Annotated in this window: 16 protein-coding genes; 11 read left to right on the top strand and 5 right to left on the bottom strand. The window is 57.8% G+C overall.

Annotated elements, in window-relative coordinates; all coding sequences use genetic code 11:
- The first annotated feature begins 161 nt into the window (after nt 1-161).
- Nucleotides 162-1,292, top strand: coding sequence for a lytic murein transglycosylase (locus ACR0J4_RS05810; protein WP_170640527.1), 1,131 nt, complete (start codon nt 162-164; stop codon nt 1,290-1,292).
- 4 nt (nt 1,293-1,296) lie between these two features.
- Here the strand turns inward: ACR0J4_RS05810 and ACR0J4_RS05805 are convergent, their stop codons facing one another.
- A complete protein-coding gene (locus ACR0J4_RS05805) occupies nt 1,297-2,259 on the bottom strand; it encodes an acetyl-CoA carboxylase carboxyltransferase subunit alpha (protein WP_170639227.1) in 963 nt (320 codons plus the stop codon).
- Between the two features lie 123 nt (nt 2,260-2,382).
- On the opposite strand from ACR0J4_RS05805, the gene ACR0J4_RS05800 reads away from it, so the two are divergent.
- Complete coding sequence (locus ACR0J4_RS05800; protein ID WP_170640525.1) at nt 2,383-3,216, top strand: AraC family transcriptional regulator; 834 nt, start codon at nt 2,383-2,385, stop codon at nt 3,214-3,216.
- Here the strand turns inward: ACR0J4_RS05800 and ACR0J4_RS05795 are convergent, their stop codons facing one another.
- Nucleotides 3,217-3,813 (bottom strand): LysE family translocator, encoded by a 597-nt coding sequence (locus ACR0J4_RS05795; RefSeq protein ID WP_170640523.1) that lies wholly within the window; start codon nt 3,811-3,813, stop codon nt 3,217-3,219.
- A 73-nt stretch (nt 3,814-3,886) separates the two neighbouring features.
- On the opposite strand from ACR0J4_RS05795, the gene ACR0J4_RS05790 reads away from it, so the two are divergent.
- Both ACR0J4_RS05790 and ACR0J4_RS05785 read left to right on the top strand, forming a co-directional pair.
- Nucleotides 3,887-4,339, top strand: coding sequence for an Lrp/AsnC family transcriptional regulator (locus ACR0J4_RS05790; RefSeq protein ID WP_170640521.1), 453 nt, complete (start codon nt 3,887-3,889; stop codon nt 4,337-4,339).
- 92 nt (nt 4,340-4,431) lie between these two features.
- Nucleotides 4,432-5,001, top strand: coding sequence for a PA14 domain-containing protein (locus ACR0J4_RS05785; RefSeq protein WP_170555685.1), 570 nt, complete (start codon nt 4,432-4,434; stop codon nt 4,999-5,001).
- Between the two features lie 42 nt (nt 5,002-5,043).
- On the opposite strand, the gene ACR0J4_RS05780 is transcribed toward ACR0J4_RS05785, so the two are convergent.
- A complete protein-coding gene (locus ACR0J4_RS05780; RefSeq protein WP_170555683.1) occupies nt 5,044-6,006 on the bottom strand; it encodes an L-malyl-CoA/beta-methylmalyl-CoA lyase in 963 nt (320 codons plus the stop codon).
- Nucleotides 6,007-6,302: 296 nt separating this feature from the next.
- Between ACR0J4_RS05780 and dgcN the strand changes: the two genes are divergently transcribed.
- The 3 genes from dgcN (at nt 6,303) to ACR0J4_RS05765 (ending at nt 9,207) form a co-directional block, all read left to right on the top strand.
- Nucleotides 6,303-7,304 carry an N-acetyltransferase DgcN gene (gene dgcN / locus ACR0J4_RS05775; protein ID WP_170640517.1) on the top strand — a complete coding sequence of 334 codons (1,002 nt, stop codon included), beginning with the start codon at nt 6,303-6,305 and terminating at the stop codon, nt 7,302-7,304.
- Between the two features lie 66 nt (nt 7,305-7,370).
- Nucleotides 7,371-8,336, top strand: a complete 966-nt coding sequence (gene dgcA, locus ACR0J4_RS05770; RefSeq protein ID WP_170640515.1) for an N-acetyl-D-Glu racemase DgcA — start codon at nt 7,371-7,373, stop codon at nt 8,334-8,336.
- A 10-nt stretch (nt 8,337-8,346) separates the two neighbouring features.
- A complete protein-coding gene (locus ACR0J4_RS05765) occupies nt 8,347-9,207 on the top strand; it encodes a D-amino-acid transaminase (protein ID WP_170555676.1) in 861 nt (286 codons plus the stop codon).
- Nucleotides 9,208-9,302: 95 nt separating this feature from the next.
- On the opposite strand, the gene ACR0J4_RS05760 is transcribed toward ACR0J4_RS05765, so the two are convergent.
- A complete protein-coding gene (locus ACR0J4_RS05760; protein WP_170639236.1) occupies nt 9,303-10,601 on the bottom strand; it encodes a hypothetical protein in 1,299 nt (432 codons plus the stop codon).
- Between the two features lie 14 nt (nt 10,602-10,615).
- Nucleotides 10,616-11,098, bottom strand: a complete 483-nt coding sequence (locus ACR0J4_RS05755) for a hypothetical protein (RefSeq protein WP_170555672.1) — start codon at nt 11,096-11,098, stop codon at nt 10,616-10,618.
- Between the two features lie 438 nt (nt 11,099-11,536).
- Between ACR0J4_RS05755 and ACR0J4_RS05750 the strand changes: the two genes are divergently transcribed.
- The 4 genes from ACR0J4_RS05750 (at nt 11,537) to ACR0J4_RS05735 (ending at nt 14,546) form a co-directional block, all read left to right on the top strand.
- Nucleotides 11,537-11,752: a DUF1127 domain-containing protein gene (locus tag ACR0J4_RS05750; RefSeq protein ID WP_170472137.1), complete on the top strand. Its 216-nt coding sequence runs from the start codon at nt 11,537-11,539 to the stop codon at nt 11,750-11,752.
- A 205-nt stretch (nt 11,753-11,957) separates the two neighbouring features.
- The gene (gene rplO / locus ACR0J4_RS05745) at nt 11,958-12,431 is read left to right on the top strand and encodes a 50S ribosomal protein L15 (RefSeq protein ID WP_170377635.1); all 474 of its coding nucleotides are present in this window, start codon (nt 11,958-11,960) and stop codon (nt 12,429-12,431) included.
- A 109-nt stretch (nt 12,432-12,540) separates the two neighbouring features.
- Nucleotides 12,541-13,905, top strand: coding sequence for a preprotein translocase subunit SecY (gene secY, locus ACR0J4_RS05740; protein ID WP_170555668.1), 1,365 nt, complete (start codon nt 12,541-12,543; stop codon nt 13,903-13,905).
- Nucleotides 13,902-14,546, top strand: coding sequence for an adenylate kinase (locus ACR0J4_RS05735; protein WP_170377639.1), 645 nt, complete (start codon nt 13,902-13,904; stop codon nt 14,544-14,546). Before secY ends, ACR0J4_RS05735 begins: the two co-directional genes overlap by 4 nt.
- The last annotated feature ends 37 nt before the right edge of the window (nt 14,547-14,583 follow it).

The following is a 14,583-nucleotide window of genomic DNA, read 5'->3' as shown; positions in this document are numbered from 1 at the left end:
AACGCGCATCTCGATGGTCTTGCCTCAGGTGAAACGCAAAACGCTTTAGGCGGCCAATTGCCGAACTGCCTTTTTGGCGGTCGCTCTGAACGGTCGTTCTGGTTTGCTGGCGCGGACTGCGCTACGCTAAGGCAAATCACAAACCAGAGCAGATTTCAGTCATGATCAATAGACGCAGTTTTTCACTCGGCCTCGGTGCGGCGTTTTTAGCGGCTTGCAGTGATGCGACCGCACCGGCACGCGCGCCTGCATCCCGAATGCAGCCTGTTTCCAATGCGGGCTATGATGCCTGGGTGGCGGGTTTCAAATCACGCGCTTCTTCGCAAGGTATCTCACAATCCACTTTGAACCGCGCGTTTCAGGGGGCAGGGTATCTGCCCGGCGTGATCGAACGGGACCGCAATCAGGTCGAGTTCAAACGCTCGCTTGAGGACTATCTGGCCATCGCCGCCTCGGATGAGCGGATCAGTACCGGCAAACAGATGCTGCAACGCCACAACGGTGTTCTGTCGCAGATTGAGGCGCAATACGGCGTCGACAAAGAGGTCGTCGTGGCCGTCTGGGGGTTGGAAAGCCGCTACGGCGCGCGGCGCGGTGATGTGCCGGTGATCTCGGCAACCTCGACGCTGGCCTATGACGGGCGGCGTGGCGCGTTTTTCGAAAAGCAATTGATCGCGGCCTTACAGATTATTCAGGCGGGCGACACATCGGCGGACAACATGACCGGCAGTTGGGCTGGCGCGATGGGGCATACGCAGTTCATTCCGACCTCGTATCTGGCTTATGCGGTCGATTTCACCGGCGATGGGCGGCGCGATATCTGGTCCGAGGATCCGTCGGACTCTCTGGCCTCAACCGCCGCCTATCTGTCGCGGGCTGGATGGGTGCGTGGTCAACCCTGGGGCGGAGAGGTCGGCACCGTTTCCGGCACGCCCGTCGCGGTCTTGCAGCCGCAGGTTCCCGGCCCAAAGATCGCCGTGTTCCGCAATTTCAACGTGATCAAACGCTATAACAACTCGGACAGCTACGCGATCGGCGTGGGCCATCTTTCCGACAGGATCGCCGGCGGCGCGCCGTTCAAGGCATCGTTCGGACCGGATGAAACAGGGCTCACACTGGAAGATCGCAAAGAGTTGCAACGCCGCCTGACTTCGGCCGGGTTCGATACAGAAGGCGCGGACGGCGTGATCGGCAAGAAATCCGAAGCCGCGATCAGCGGCTATCAGCGCGCAAACGGTCTGCCGGTCACCGGCAAGCCTTCGGTTGAGCTGTTGCGCCGGTTGGGCGGCTGACGGTTTACGCCGCCAGCCCTTTTGAACCGATATCCAGGAACTTCTGACGGCGGTCCTTGATCAGGGCCGCCGCGTCCTTGCCGTCCAGCTCTTTCAGCATGGCGGCGATCGCGGCGCGGACCGACTCAATTGCAGCCGGACGATCCCGATGGGCGCCGCCTTTGGGCTCGGTAATGATGCGGTCGCAGACGCCCAGCTTGTACAGGTCCTGCGCGGTCAGGCGAAGCGCCTCGGCGGCCTCGCGCATCTTCTCGGCATCTTTCCACAGGATCGAGGCGCAGCCTTCGGGTGAAATCACCGAATAGACCGAATGCTCCAGCATCGCGACGCGGTTAGCGGTGGCAAAGGCCACAGCCCCGCCAGAGCCACCTTCGCCGATGATGACCGAAACCAGAGGTACTCCGATTTTCAGGCACATCTCGGTCGACCGGGCAATCGCTTCGGACTGACCGCGCTCCTCTGCACCCTTGCCGGGGTAGGCCCCTGCGGTGTCGATCAGGGTCACGACCGGCAGACCAAACCGCCCAGCCATCTCCATCAGGCGGACGGCTTTGCGATAGCCTTCAGGGCGGGCCATGCCGAAGTTCCGTTCGATCCGCGATTTGGTATCAGAGCCTTTCTCATGCCCGATCACCATCACCGGCTGGTCGTTGAACCGGGCCAACCCGCCGATCACCGCCAGATCGTCGGCAAAGTTGCGATCCCCGGCGAGTGGAGTGAACTCGGTGAAAAGCTCTTTGACATAGTCCTGACAATGGGGCCGTTCGGGATGGCGGGCGACCTGACATTTCCGCCAAGGGGTCAGATCAGCATACAGCTCATCCAGCAGCTTGGCGGCCTTGGCGTCCAGAGCTGAGGCTTCTTCGGCCACATCCATCTCTTCATTTGCGCGGGCCAGGGCGCGCAGCTCTTCTGCTTTGCCTTCGATCTCGGCCAGCGGTTTTTCGAAATCCAGATACTGGGTCATGAAGCCTCTCAACGCGGAAGTTCCCTGCTATATGACGCGTGGTCGCTTGGGATGCAACTCAGCAAGATTTGTGAGAGCCGATTATGCGACCACGATTGGGCAGAGAGAAGGAAGGGATGCCAAATGGCAACCAGTTACGAGGACCGCATCCTGCGGGTGCTGACCTATATCCATGATCACCCTGATGGGGATCTGTCACTGGATGCGCTGGCTGATGTCGCCGCGATGTCGCGGTTCCACTGGCATCGCGTATTCCGCGCGTTGACAGGCGAGACCTGCGCCCAGGCGGTGCGTCGGATACGGCTTCACCGTGCTGCGGTCCAGCTGGTCCGGTCAGACAGCTCGGTTTCGCAGGTTGCGCATTCCGTTGGCTACCCCAACCCGAACTCTTTCATCCGGGCCTTTACCGAGGCCTATGGCAGCAGCCCTGCCGCTTTTCGCAAAGCCGGTCAGTTTCTGCCAGCCCATCCAAACTTCAAAACCGGAGGATATCCGATGCATCCCGTGACCACCCGAACCGAACCCGCCCGCCGTGTGATCGCCCTTCCGCACAAAGGCGCGTATTCTGAAATAGGCAAAAGTTTTGAAGCGTTCGGCGCACTGTGCGAATCTCGTCAGCTTTGGCCGCAGGTTGGCCCTGTGGTTGGTATTTACTTTGACAGCCCAGATGAGGTGCCAGAGGATCAGTTGCGCAGCTATGCGGGGGCCGAATTCCGTGGGGACGGCACCCCCGATGGGATGGAGGACGTGCAGATCGCCGGGGTAAAGACCGCGGTTTTAACCTACAAGGGGCCTTATTCAGGCTTGGAGGCCGCCTACCACAGTCTTTTCGGGAATTGGCTACCAGAGTCAGGGGAAGAGCCAGCAGATCAACCCTGCTACGAGATCTACCTCAACGACCCGCGCGACACTGCGCCCGAAGATCTGTTGACCGAGATCTGCCTGCCGCTGAAGTGATCAGCTCGGCCACAATACCGGATAGAGTGAGGCCACAAGCAGGGCTGCCATTGTCCAGTTGAACACCACCAACCGGCGCGGATTCGTCAGGAGCCGCGCCATTTGTTGCCCCAGAACCGTCCAGGTGCTGACCGAGGGCAAGTTGACCGCTCCGAACACAAGCGCGACGATGATGATGACGTTGAGAGTCTGCCCTGGCGCATAAGCCGTTGTCGCGGTCAGCGCCATCGCCCAGGCCTTTGGGTTGACCCATTGAAAGGCGGCGGCCTGTAGAAAGCTCATCGGCGTGCCTACGTCAGCGCCTTTCTCAGCCGGTGCGGCATGCGCGATCTTCCACGCCAGATACAACAGATACGCGACCGAGGCTGCCTTCAGCACCGTGTAGCTGACCGGGTATTGGTTGAACACCTGAACCAAACCTGCACCAACCAGCAGCACCATGAAGGTGAAGCCAAGCCCGATACCCAACATATGCGGAATCGTACGCCGAAAGCCGAAATTGGCGCCAGATGCCATCAGCATCAGGTTGTTCGGTCCCGGCGTAATGGACGAGACGAAGGCAAAGGCGATCAGGGCCAGAAGGATGTCGTAGGTCATGCGGGGGATATTTACCCCATATGGCGCAAATGAAATTGCGTTATTGTGCGTGAGTGATCTAGTTTAACAATTAATGACGAAAATGGATCGAATAAACCGCGAAATATTGCGTGAACTCTCAACGGATGGGCGCATCAGCAATCTTGAGCTTGCGGATCGTGTCGGGCTATCCCCGTCGGCCTGTTTGCGTCGCGTGCAAGAGTTGGAGAAGGCCGGAGTCATCACCGGTTACCGCGCTATTCTGGACCCGACCGCGCTTGGCAAGGGGTTTGTCGCCTATATCGGCGTTGGCCTGGGAGAGCATACAAAAGCCGCTCAGGAAGGGTTTGAACGGGCCTTGCAGCGCGCGCCCGAAGTGGTTGAATGCCACAATATCACCGGCACGATCGAATACCTTTTGCGCGTGGAATGCGCGGACCTTCCGTCGTACAAGGTTTTTCACACCGATGTGCTGGGAACCCTGCCCCATGTCACGTCGATCACGTCATATGTGGTCATGGGTTCGCCGAAGGATTTGCGGAGTTGATCGAAGGTTTACTTCTTATTGGACGGGAATTTGACTCTATTTCCGCAAAATGCTTCGGTGCGGCCTGACAGATATCATTTGGGGGAGGCGACATGTTTTCGCGACTAGCAATAATCTCAACCCTTGCGGTCCTCTCAGGCACGGCAAGCTTTGCGGCGGAAACTGCAGAGCTTGCTCCGGTCCAGACCGATGTGAAGCCGGGCTTGAACGTGGTCTATGCTGAAGCGCCGAAAAAGATCAAAAGCCTTGAGCAGGCACGGGAATTGATCGACACGATCGGTGTTGCCGCGGACCCGGTGCCCGCATTTGATTTTCGCGATACCGAAGACGGTGACCCGGTCATGACAGCATCGCAGCCTCACAATGTGGCGGCGGAAATCACCGGGCTGATCAGGATTGATGAACCCGGTACCTACCAGTTTGAGGTTTATTCAAACGATGGAGCGGAAACAAAGCTGGGTGGGCAAACAATTGGATACTTCGACGGGGTGCAGGGCTGCGAAGGCAACGGTGTAAACGAAGTCGAAATTCCCGAAGCGGGTTGGTACGAGCTTACCACTTTGTATTTCCAGAAGGGCGGAAGCTCTTGCCTGATGATGAAATGGGGCAAGGACGGTCAGGACCTCGAATGGGTCCCGAACGATATCTTCGGACATAACTGAACCAGAACAAGGCACCGTTTTGGTGCCTTGATCCGATTTGGCTTAGCCGTTCGCTGCGATCAGTTCGGATTGCGCTACAATAACCTCGGCCTGTTTGATCGACGCAATGTCTACCAGGCGGCCTTTGTAGACTGTTGCACCTTCGCCGTTGGCCTTGGCCTGTTCCATTGCAGCCAAGATTTCGCGGGCCTCGGATACGGCCTCGTCCGACGGGGTGAAGACCTGATTGGCCAGCGCGATCTGCTTGGGGTGGATCGCCCATTTGCCGACCATACCCAAAGTGGCCGAACGTTTGGCCTGTGCGATATAACCCTCATCGTCGCTGAAATCACCAAAGGGTCCATCGACCGGCAGAACGCCATGGGTGCGGCACGCGGCGACGATGGCCGCTTGCGCCCAATGCCACGGGTCTGACCAATGCTTCTCGCCTTCGCGCAGCATGTAGTAGTTCTCTTGCGTACCTCCGATTCCGGTGGTTTGCATGCCCATGGAAGCGGCGAAATCCGCAGCACCCAAGCTCATCGCCTGCATCCGGGGCGATGAGGCTGCAATTTCCTCGACATGGGCAATACCCGCAGCGGATTCGATGATAACTTCGAACGAGATCGGCTTGCTCCGACCCTTGGCGCGCTCAATTGCGGTGACCAGAGCGTCGACGGCGTAGACATCCGCCGCGCAGCCGACCTTGGGGATCATGATCTGGTCAAGGCGGTCTCCGGCCTGTTCCAGTAGGTCCACCACATCGCGGTACCAATAGGGCGTATCCAGCCCGTTGATCCGAACGGACATGTATTTGTTGCCCCAATTGACGGAGTTCAGCGCTTCGATGACATTGGCGCGGGCGACGTCCTTGTCAGAGGGTGCAACCGAATCCTCAAGATCCAGGTTGATCACATCCGCAGCAGAGGCCGCCATCTTCGGGAACAGCTTGGTGTTCGAGCCGGGGCCGAACAACTGGCAACGGTTTGGCCGCGCCGGAGCGGCGGGTTGGATGCGGAAACTCATCGGGACCTCGCAAGAGTAATGAAGTTACGTTTTGGTTCTCGTTCGGGATATTAAATTGCGCAATGCGGCGCAAGGGTCATTGTGCAGATGCGGCAATGCGAGCGCAGCATTTGTTGCGCAAGGTGCAGTTTGCGAGTGCTTGAAGATTGTTCAGTTTTAAAACTTCGAAGAATTTTGCGATTAGATGCAAAAATGCGCGAAAAAATCTTGGCGAGGGTGTCTACGTGGCGAAAATTCGCGAAACGCTCGTTCTCGTGGTTCTCTAGCTTTGCGCGGAATCAAAGGAGTGCGACGCAATGATCGAGACACCGTATCTGTTGTTTTTGGGCGATGCGCCCGACCAGTTGGCCGCCAAAGTTGCCATCGGCATCCGTGACTGGCGTCCGGAAAACGCTGTGGGCCAGTACCGCATGGAGGGCTGCAAGGCCGATCTGGGTATGACGGACATGACTTTGGCCGAGGCGAAAGAGGCCGGCGCGAAGACGTTGGTGATCGGTGTTGCCAACCGTGGCGGCGTGATCAGCGAGGCCTGGAAAACCGTTCTGATCGAGGCGTTGGAAATGGGCTATGACATCGCGTCGGGTCTGCACAACCTGTTGCGGGACGAAGGCGATCTGGTTGCGGCTGCTCAAACCCACGGCTGCACCCTGCACGATGTGCGTGTGCCGACCGTTGGCTACCCCATCGCAAACGGCAAGAAACGTAGCGGCAAGCGTTGCCTGGCTGTCGGCACCGATTGCTCGGCGGGCAAGATGTATACGGCGATGTCGATGGATGCCGAGATGCGCAAGCGCGGCATGAAATCCACCTTCCGCGCCACAGGCCAGACCGGTATTCTGATCACCGGCCAAGGTGTTCCGCTCGATGCGGTTGTTGCGGACTTCATGGCGGGTGCTGTCGAATACCTGACGCCCGACAATGATGACGATCACTGGGATCACATTGAGGGGCAGGGCTCGTTGTATCACGTGTCCTATTCGGGCGTCACGATGGCTCTGGTCCATGGCGGTCAGCCCGACGTGCTGATCCTGTGCCATGAACCCACCCGGACCCATATGCGCGGCCTGCCCGAGTATTCGCTGCCAACGCTGCAGCAGTTGCGCGACACCGCCCTGCCTCTGGCACGGGTTGGCAATCCTGCCTGCCAGGTTGCCGGCATCTCGGTCAACACTCAGCACCTGAGCGAAGACGAGGCCAAGGCCTATCTGGCCAAGGTCGAGGAAGAGATGGGCCTGCCCACCACTGACCCATACCGCTTTGGTGCCGGAAAACTGGTGGATGCTCTGTCCGCTCTGTGATCAAAGAAACCCGCCGGAGGATCGCCTCCGGCGGGCGTATTTTTGAAAAGATGAAGGAGCAGGCGCGTGCAGGTTGAGGTCTCTCGTGATGTGTTTCGGCTGGCGCAGGTGTTTACCATCTCGCGCGGGTCGCGGACCGAAGCAAAAGTTCTGACGGTTCGAGTCTCGGACGGAACTCATCAGGGCTGGGGCGAATGCGTGCCTTATGCGCGCTATGACGAAACGCTCGAGTCGGTCGAAGCTGAAATCGCGGCGCTGCCTGCCGAGTTCACGCGGCAATCGCTGATGGACCTGCTGCCCGCCGGGGCCGCGCGGAACGCCGTGGACTGCGCTCTTTGGGATTTGGAGTGCAAACGTGCGGGCAAGCGCGCTTGGGACTTGGCCGGTCTGCCGCTTCCGGGGCCTGAAATAACCGCCTATACCCTGTCTTTGGCGACGCCCGAGGCGATGCAAAAGCAGGCGGCAGAAAACGCGCACCGCCCGCTTTTGAAGATCAAACTGGGCACCCCGGACGACATGCCCCGGTTGGAGGCCGTGCGTGCAGGCGCGCCGACATCCAAGATCATCGTTGATGCCAACGAAGGTTGGTCGGCTGAGGTCTATGCGGATTTGGCACCTCATCTGGTGCGGCTGGGCGTAGAACTGGTCGAACAACCGCTGCCCGCAGGCCAGGATGACGCGCTGATTGGCATGGAACGTCCGGTGCCTGTCTGCGCAGACGAATCCTGCCATGACCGGACCAGCCTGCCCAAATTGAAGGGCAAGTATGATGTGGTGAACATCAAGCTCGACAAGACCGGCGGTCTGACCGAGGCCTTGCTGCTGCGCGAGGCGGCGTTGGCGGAGGGCTACAAAGTCATGGTCGGCTGCATGGTCGGCAGCTCTCTGGCCATGGCCCCTGCGACATTGCTGGCGCAGGGTGCGATGGTGACAGACCTTGACGGCCCGCTTCTGTTGGCCGAAGACCGCACCAACCCGCTTATTTTTGACGACGCCGGAGTGCATCCGCCAAGTGCGGAACTTTGGGGCTGAGGAGAGTGACATGACCCGCACCGTTTACGTGAATGGCGAATACCTGCCCGAAACCGAGGCCAAGGTATCCATCTTTGACCGTGGTTTCCTGATGGCAGATGCCGTCTATGAGGTGACAAGTGTTCTGGATGGCAAGCTGATCGACTTTGAAGGCCACGCGGTGCGCCTGAAACGTTCTTTGGACGAGCTGCAGATGGCTGAGCCTTGCACCAAGGATGAACTGCTGGAGATCCACCGCAAGCTGGTTGAGTTGAACGAGATTGACGAAGGTCTGGTCTATCTGCAGGTCTCACGCGGCAGCGATGGGGACCGAGATTTTGTGTTCCCCTCCGCCGAAACCAAGCCGACGCTGGTTCTGTTCACGCAGAACAAGCCGGGTCTGGCGGATAGCCCTGCGGCGCAAAAGGGCGCCAAGATTGTCTCGATCGAGGATATCCGCTGGGGTCGTCGGGACATCAAGACCACGCAATTGCTCTATCCCTCGATGGGCAAGATGATGGCCAAGGCTGCTGGCTGCGATGATGCCTGGATGATTGAGGATGGCTATGTCACCGAAGGCACCAGCAACAACGCCTATTTCGTAAAGAACGGTAAGATCGTCACCCGCCCGCTGTCGAATGAAATCCTGCACGGTATCACCCGCAAGGCCGTTCTGCGCATGGCTGCCGAGGCGCAGATGGAGGTCGAGGAACGCCTGTTCACTATCGACGAAGCGAAAGAGGCTGATGAGGCTTTCACCACCTCGGCCAGCGCCTTTGTCATGCCAGTGGTTGAGATTGATGGCGTGGCGCTGGGCGATGGCACCCCCGGCCCAATCGCCAAACGCTTGCGCGAGATTTATCTTGACGAAAGCCGCAAAGCGGCCATTTAAGCGCCAGATCAGCCTAGTTTGAAATGCTATGGAAGTAGCCATTTTGGTTGGCCGCAAAATAGGCCAACCAAACCGACCAAAACCTTAGCGTCGCTTTAGTTGTTGTTCAGGTTTCCGACCCGATCCACGATTTTTGCACAGTCTTTTCGGCTCTGACGCGCGCATGACGCATTCAGACGTGCGATGACATTCGCAATTGCAGACGGGTAGAGGATCGACGTCTCGGCAACGATCGCCTCGAACAGCGCCTGATACTGTCGGTGATTGTTCACGCTGTAGTAGAAGGCGCGCGGAAGATAGGCCCTTAGTTCATCCTGAAGTTCCTTGTCGCCTTCGAATTGATCGGGCAGTTCACGGCCAGCCAGAGGAAAGTCCTGAGGCTCTTCCCCCGGCGTCACATCGAAATGCAGATAGGCGTTTTCGACATAGCGCGGCAGTAGCTTGCCGAAGCTTGGGTTCTCACGGCGGCACGTGACCGTCTGGGCCAGACCACCGAATTTGTAGAACTCTTCATTAACCCATTCGGAATCCCGATACGCGATGACCGTGAAGTCCAACGACACAGGGCCGCTTGCGGATTCCGTGCCGGTCCCGATTTCAGCGGCCAAAGTGCCGACATATTCTGTACCTGCAGCATTCAGCGCGACGTCGCCCAAGCCAAAGACTTCGATCGCCTTTAGTGACCAGTTTGGACTGTTGGCCGCCCACTCGGATGGCTTGGCTTCATACTCTGCCTTGGGGGCCTTTATGTCGGGCAGGACACTGCGCACAAGGCCGCAGCCCGTCGAAACTTCGGAGGCGTAGCCGTCGTGAATGATTAGGCGGGGGTGAACGCGATCCTTGACCTGAGTAGTGTAGCCGCGTGCCTCCAACTGATCGAACCCTTCCCGCGTGTGCACGATACGCAGTTCCGACTGTGGATTAAACAGCACGAGCTTGTCATCGTCGGCTTCTTCAATCTGGAATGAGAACCCGATCCCAACTTCAGCCTCTGAGGTGCAAGCCAGATCTCGGCATCCGGTGTAGGAATGGTGGGTCACCACATCTGTAGTGTCACGGTCGCTAAAGGCACCGTTTGAAAGCTCACCCTCCAGCACCACGACACGGATCCCGTTGTGCGTTGTGCCTGTTAGATACCCGGACCGTCCCGGCGTAGGTTCAAGATTGTAGACGATTGTCATGCCGGGCAAGAAGGTGGCGACCCTGTTGGCCTCTTTCTCTGCGCCAGAGTAGCTCTTTTTGCCTCTGGGTTCATTGTTGCCGATATTGGACAGCGCGAATGTCCCGCCCACGACCCAGCGCCCTCCCTCCGGGATGCCGTTTGAGGTTGTTTGGGCAAAACCCGTTGAGACCGAGCAGGTTAGAGTGAGAGCATAGACTGTATTTTTAATCATAAAAAATCTCATTTCTATCGGAAATTCTGCGCTATTTCGTCTAATGAGGCGCCAAAAGTGGACGCGAATACATCCAGAGCGGCCTGATCAATGTCCTCGGGTTGCGCCCGCATCGTGTTGGTCAGGGTTTCTAGGCTCAGAAGGTTATCGAAATCTTGGTCTGGATAATGAATCCTAAGCTCGAGATAGATCGAATTGAGTTCGGTCAGGAGGGCCGAAAACTCGCTCTGACAGGTATCAACGTCGACACTGCGCAGGCTTCGTGCGCAGTCGGTGGACATGTAAGCCTTTGTGAACCGCGTGGTCAGCATGGTCAGCTGATCATTTCGAAACGTATTCAGCGCATCGCGTTTCGATGCCACTTCGATCCGGTTGTCCACCATGGCGATCAGAAATTGAGCGAAGAACACGATCACAAGGCCTGAAAGCAAGGCTTTGAAGGTGATCTCGACCAGGCTTTGAACAAGCGACTCTTTCTTTCCGGTCCAGAACGACATGTCCGACCCCTTTGCCAAGACAGGTTTTTGTCACGCAGCCAGTTATGCTGGGATTGACGATTGGGACTCAGGTTCAGCAGAGCTGATATCTTGGGTTGCAGGCTGACGCCGGGGCCGTTGATACAGCCGTTAATGCAATTGCAGTTACTAAAACCACTGCAAAACACGTGCAAAAATTCCACGTCATTTCACGCTCCATAACACATTAAACAATATGACAAAGTTATCGGAAATCGCTCGATTCGTCAATTTTGGCAGGTTTTGAGCGGTGTGTGGCGCGCTGATCGCCTCGCCGCCAAACCTGGATATGTCCGCCTTGCATAGCGGCTAGACCGTAACTGGCGTTGTTGGCCGCGCGACCTCTTCCTATCTGCTCGCTGTATCCAAAAGGAACACAAAATTTGCCGGGGAATACGCCTCGGTCTGAAAGGAAAGAAAATGGCACATACTGCAACACTCACCCCCTCGACCTTCAATTTCGGCGCACGCGTTTCCGCACTTATTGAACGCATCAAAGTCGCGCGGGCTCGGGCTGCCGAATACCAGCGGACCTACTCCGAACTGCAGCGGCTCAGCAATCGCGAGCTGGACGATATCGGAGTCCGTCGCTGCGATATCGCTGATATTGCGCACAAGCACGCGTACTGCGCCTGAACTCCCCCACCACTCACACGCGAAGAGGCGTCCTTTTGGGCGTCTCTTTTGCGTTTGGCGAGCTGCACATCCACGCGCCACTTGCAACGAGGGCCACAAAGCTGTAGAGCGCCCCGGTGGCATTGCGTCCACGAGAATCAAAACCAAGAAACGCCGTGTTTGGCCCATCACGCTTCGGGGTCACATCCGGCTTAGGAGAAGCGATATGAAACTGAACGAATTGCGCGATAACCCAGGCGCCGCACCGAAACGGACCCGCGTTGGCCGTGGTCCAGGCTCCGGTAAAGGTAAAATGGGTGGCCGTGGTATCAAAGGTCAGAAATCCCGTTCGGGTGTGGCCATCAACGGCTACGAAGGCGGCCAGATGCCGCTGTACCAGCGTCTTCCCAAGCGTGGCTTCAACAAGCCGAACCGCAAGGAATTCGCCGTTATCAACCTGGGCCTGATCCAGAAATTCGTCGACGCCGGTAAGCTGGACGCCAAAGCTGCGATCACCGAGGACGCTCTGGTTGCTTCGGGTCTGGTTCGTCGCAAGCTGGATGGTATCCGCGTTCTGGCCAAAGGCGAGGTTAGCGCCAAACTGAACCTAGAAGTGACAGGTGCTTCGAAAGCTGCCGTTGAGGCAGTTGAAAAAGCGGGCGGCTCACTGACGGTCACAAAAGCTGCTGCGGCAGAGTAAGCGCTTGTGAGCGGGCGAAGACCCGCTTACATAGAGCACTAAGTTTTCCCAGACGCCGCCCGAGCCGGAAAACGGTTCTGGGCGGTGTTTTCATAAGAGAGACCGATTTATGGTATCAGCAGCAGAACAAATGGCAGCCAACACAAGCTGGTCTGCCCTTGGCAAAGCCACCGATCTGCGCAACCGCATCCTGTTCACACTAGGTTTGTTGATCGTTTATCGCCTTGGCACCTTCATTCCGGTGCCGGGGATCGACGGACAAGCGCTGCGTGAATTCATGGAGCAAGCGGGGCAAGGCATCGGCGGCATGGTTTCGATGTTCACCGGCGGGGCGCTGGGTCGAATGGGTATCTTTGCCCTCGGCATCATGCCCTATATCTCGGCCTCGATCATCGTGCAGCTGCTGACATCCATGGTTCCCGCGCTTGAGCAACTCAAGAAAGAGGGCGAGCAGGGGCGCAAGAAGATCAACCAATACACTCGTTTCGGTACTGTGGCGCTGGCTACCGTTCAGGCCTATGGTCTGGCCGTTTCGTTGGAATCAGGTGATCTGGCGACTGATCCGGGCCTATTCTTCCGCATGTCGACCATGATCACTCTGGTCGGCGGTACCATGTTCCTGATGTGGCTGGGTGAGCAGATCACTGCGCGCGGCATTGGCAACGGCATCTCTCTGATCATCTTCGTCGGCATCATCGCCGAGGTTCCGGCCGCTCTGGCGCAGTTCTTTGCTTCGGGTCGTTCGGGCGCAATCAGCCCAGCCGTGATCGTCGGTGTGATCCTCATGGTCATCGTCGTGATCACCTTTGTGGTGTTTATGGAGCGGGCTCTGCGAAAGATCCACATTCAATACCCGCGCCGTCAGGCCGGTATGAAGGTTTACGAAGGCGGCTCCAGCCACCTGCCGGTCAAGGTCAACCCGTCGGGCGTTATCCCTGCGATCTTTGCAAGCTCGCTGCTGTTGCTACCGGTGACGATCTCGACCTTCTCGTCGGGTGCGGCCAACGGTCCGGTCATGTCGTGGCTGCTGGCGAACTTTGGCCCAGGACAGCCGCTCTATCTGCTGTTCTTCGCGTCGATGATCGTGTTCTTTGCGTATTTCTATACGTTCAACGTATCTTTCAAACCGGATGACGTTGCGGACAACCTGAAAAAGCAGAACGGTTTTGTGCCCGGCATCCGCCCCGGCAAGAAAACCGCCGAGTATCTGGAATACGTGGTCAACCGGGTTCTGGTTCTAGGCTCGGCCTACCTCGCGCTGGTCTGTTTGCTGCCCGAAATCGTTCGAAACCAGTTTGCCATCCCGTTCTACTTCGGCGGCACCTCGGTTTTGATTATCGTCTCTGTAACCATGGACACGATCCAACAGGTTCAGAGCCACCTGCTGGCGCACCAATATGAAGGGCTTATCGAAAAGTCCCAACTGCGCGGCAAAGGCAAGAAACGCGGCAGAAAGGGAGCTGCTCGTCGATGAATATCATTCTGCTTGGCCCCCCGGGTGCCGGTAAAGGTACCCAGGCGCGTCATCTGGTCGAAACACGCGGCATGGTGCAGTTAAGCACTGGTGACATGCTACGCGAGGCCAAGGATAGCGGCACCGAGATGGGCAACCGTGTGGCCGAGGTTATGGCCAAAGGGCAGCTTGTGACCGATGAGATCGTGATCGGCCTGATCCGTGAAAAGCTGGACGCAGGCGCAGAGGGCGGTTTCATCTTTGACGGCTTCCCGCGCACATTGGCACAGGCCGACGCGCTGGGTGAGTTGCTGGACAGCACCGGCAATAGCCTGGATGCCGTGATCGAGATGGAAGTCGACGACGCCGCTCTGGTCGAACGGATCACCGCGCGTTCGACATGTGGCGGCTGTGGCGAGGTCTACAACGACATCACCAAGCCGATTCCTGCGGACGGCAAATGCTCCAATTGCGGTAAGGAGAATGACTTCAAGCGCCGCGCGGATGACAATGAGGAAAGCCTCAAGACCCGCTTGATGGAGTACTACAAGAAAACCTCGCCGCTGATCGGTTACTACTATGCCAAGGGTCAACTGACCAAGATCAACGGTCTGGGCGAAATCGAAGAGGTTCAGGGCGCGATCGAAGCTGCCCTTAGGTAACATATCTTGACAATTGAATGCGTGCGTTTGACGAGGT

This window comes from Ruegeria sp. B10, assembly GCF_056539825.1.
The sequence above is the reverse complement of the archived record's forward strand: the minus strand, read 5'-3'. Positions and strand labels throughout refer to the sequence as shown.

Coding starts and splice junctions, on each gene's coding strand:
- ACR0J4_RS05810 (WP_170640527.1), top strand. CDS start 162: ATGATCAATAGACGCAGTTTTTCACTCGGCCTCGGTGCGGCGTTTTTA.
- ACR0J4_RS05805 (WP_170639227.1), bottom strand. CDS start 2,259: ATGACCCAGTATCTGGATTTCGAAAAACCGCTGGCCGAGATCGAAGGC.
- ACR0J4_RS05800 (WP_170640525.1), top strand. CDS start 2,383: ATGGCAACCAGTTACGAGGACCGCATCCTGCGGGTGCTGACCTATATC.
- ACR0J4_RS05795 (WP_170640523.1), bottom strand. CDS start 3,813: ATGACCTACGACATCCTTCTGGCCCTGATCGCCTTTGCCTTCGTCTCG.
- ACR0J4_RS05790 (WP_170640521.1), top strand. CDS start 3,887: ATGACGAAAATGGATCGAATAAACCGCGAAATATTGCGTGAACTCTCA.
- ACR0J4_RS05785 (WP_170555685.1), top strand. CDS start 4,432: ATGTTTTCGCGACTAGCAATAATCTCAACCCTTGCGGTCCTCTCAGGC.
- ACR0J4_RS05780 (WP_170555683.1), bottom strand. CDS start 6,006: ATGAGTTTCCGCATCCAACCCGCCGCTCCGGCGCGGCCAAACCGTTGC.
- dgcN (WP_170640517.1), top strand. CDS start 6,303: ATGATCGAGACACCGTATCTGTTGTTTTTGGGCGATGCGCCCGACCAG.
- ACR0J4_RS05765 (WP_170555676.1), top strand. CDS start 8,347: ATGACCCGCACCGTTTACGTGAATGGCGAATACCTGCCCGAAACCGAG.
- ACR0J4_RS05760 (WP_170639236.1), bottom strand. CDS start 10,601: ATGATTAAAAATACAGTCTATGCTCTCACTCTAACCTGCTCGGTCTCA.
- ACR0J4_RS05755 (WP_170555672.1), bottom strand. CDS start 11,098: ATGTCGTTCTGGACCGGAAAGAAAGAGTCGCTTGTTCAAAGCCTGGTC.
- ACR0J4_RS05750 (WP_170472137.1), top strand. CDS start 11,537: ATGGCACATACTGCAACACTCACCCCCTCGACCTTCAATTTCGGCGCA.
- rplO (WP_170377635.1), top strand. CDS start 11,958: ATGAAACTGAACGAATTGCGCGATAACCCAGGCGCCGCACCGAAACGG.
- secY (WP_170555668.1), top strand. CDS start 12,541: ATGGTATCAGCAGCAGAACAAATGGCAGCCAACACAAGCTGGTCTGCC.
- ACR0J4_RS05735 (WP_170377639.1), top strand. CDS start 13,902: ATGAATATCATTCTGCTTGGCCCCCCGGGTGCCGGTAAAGGTACCCAG.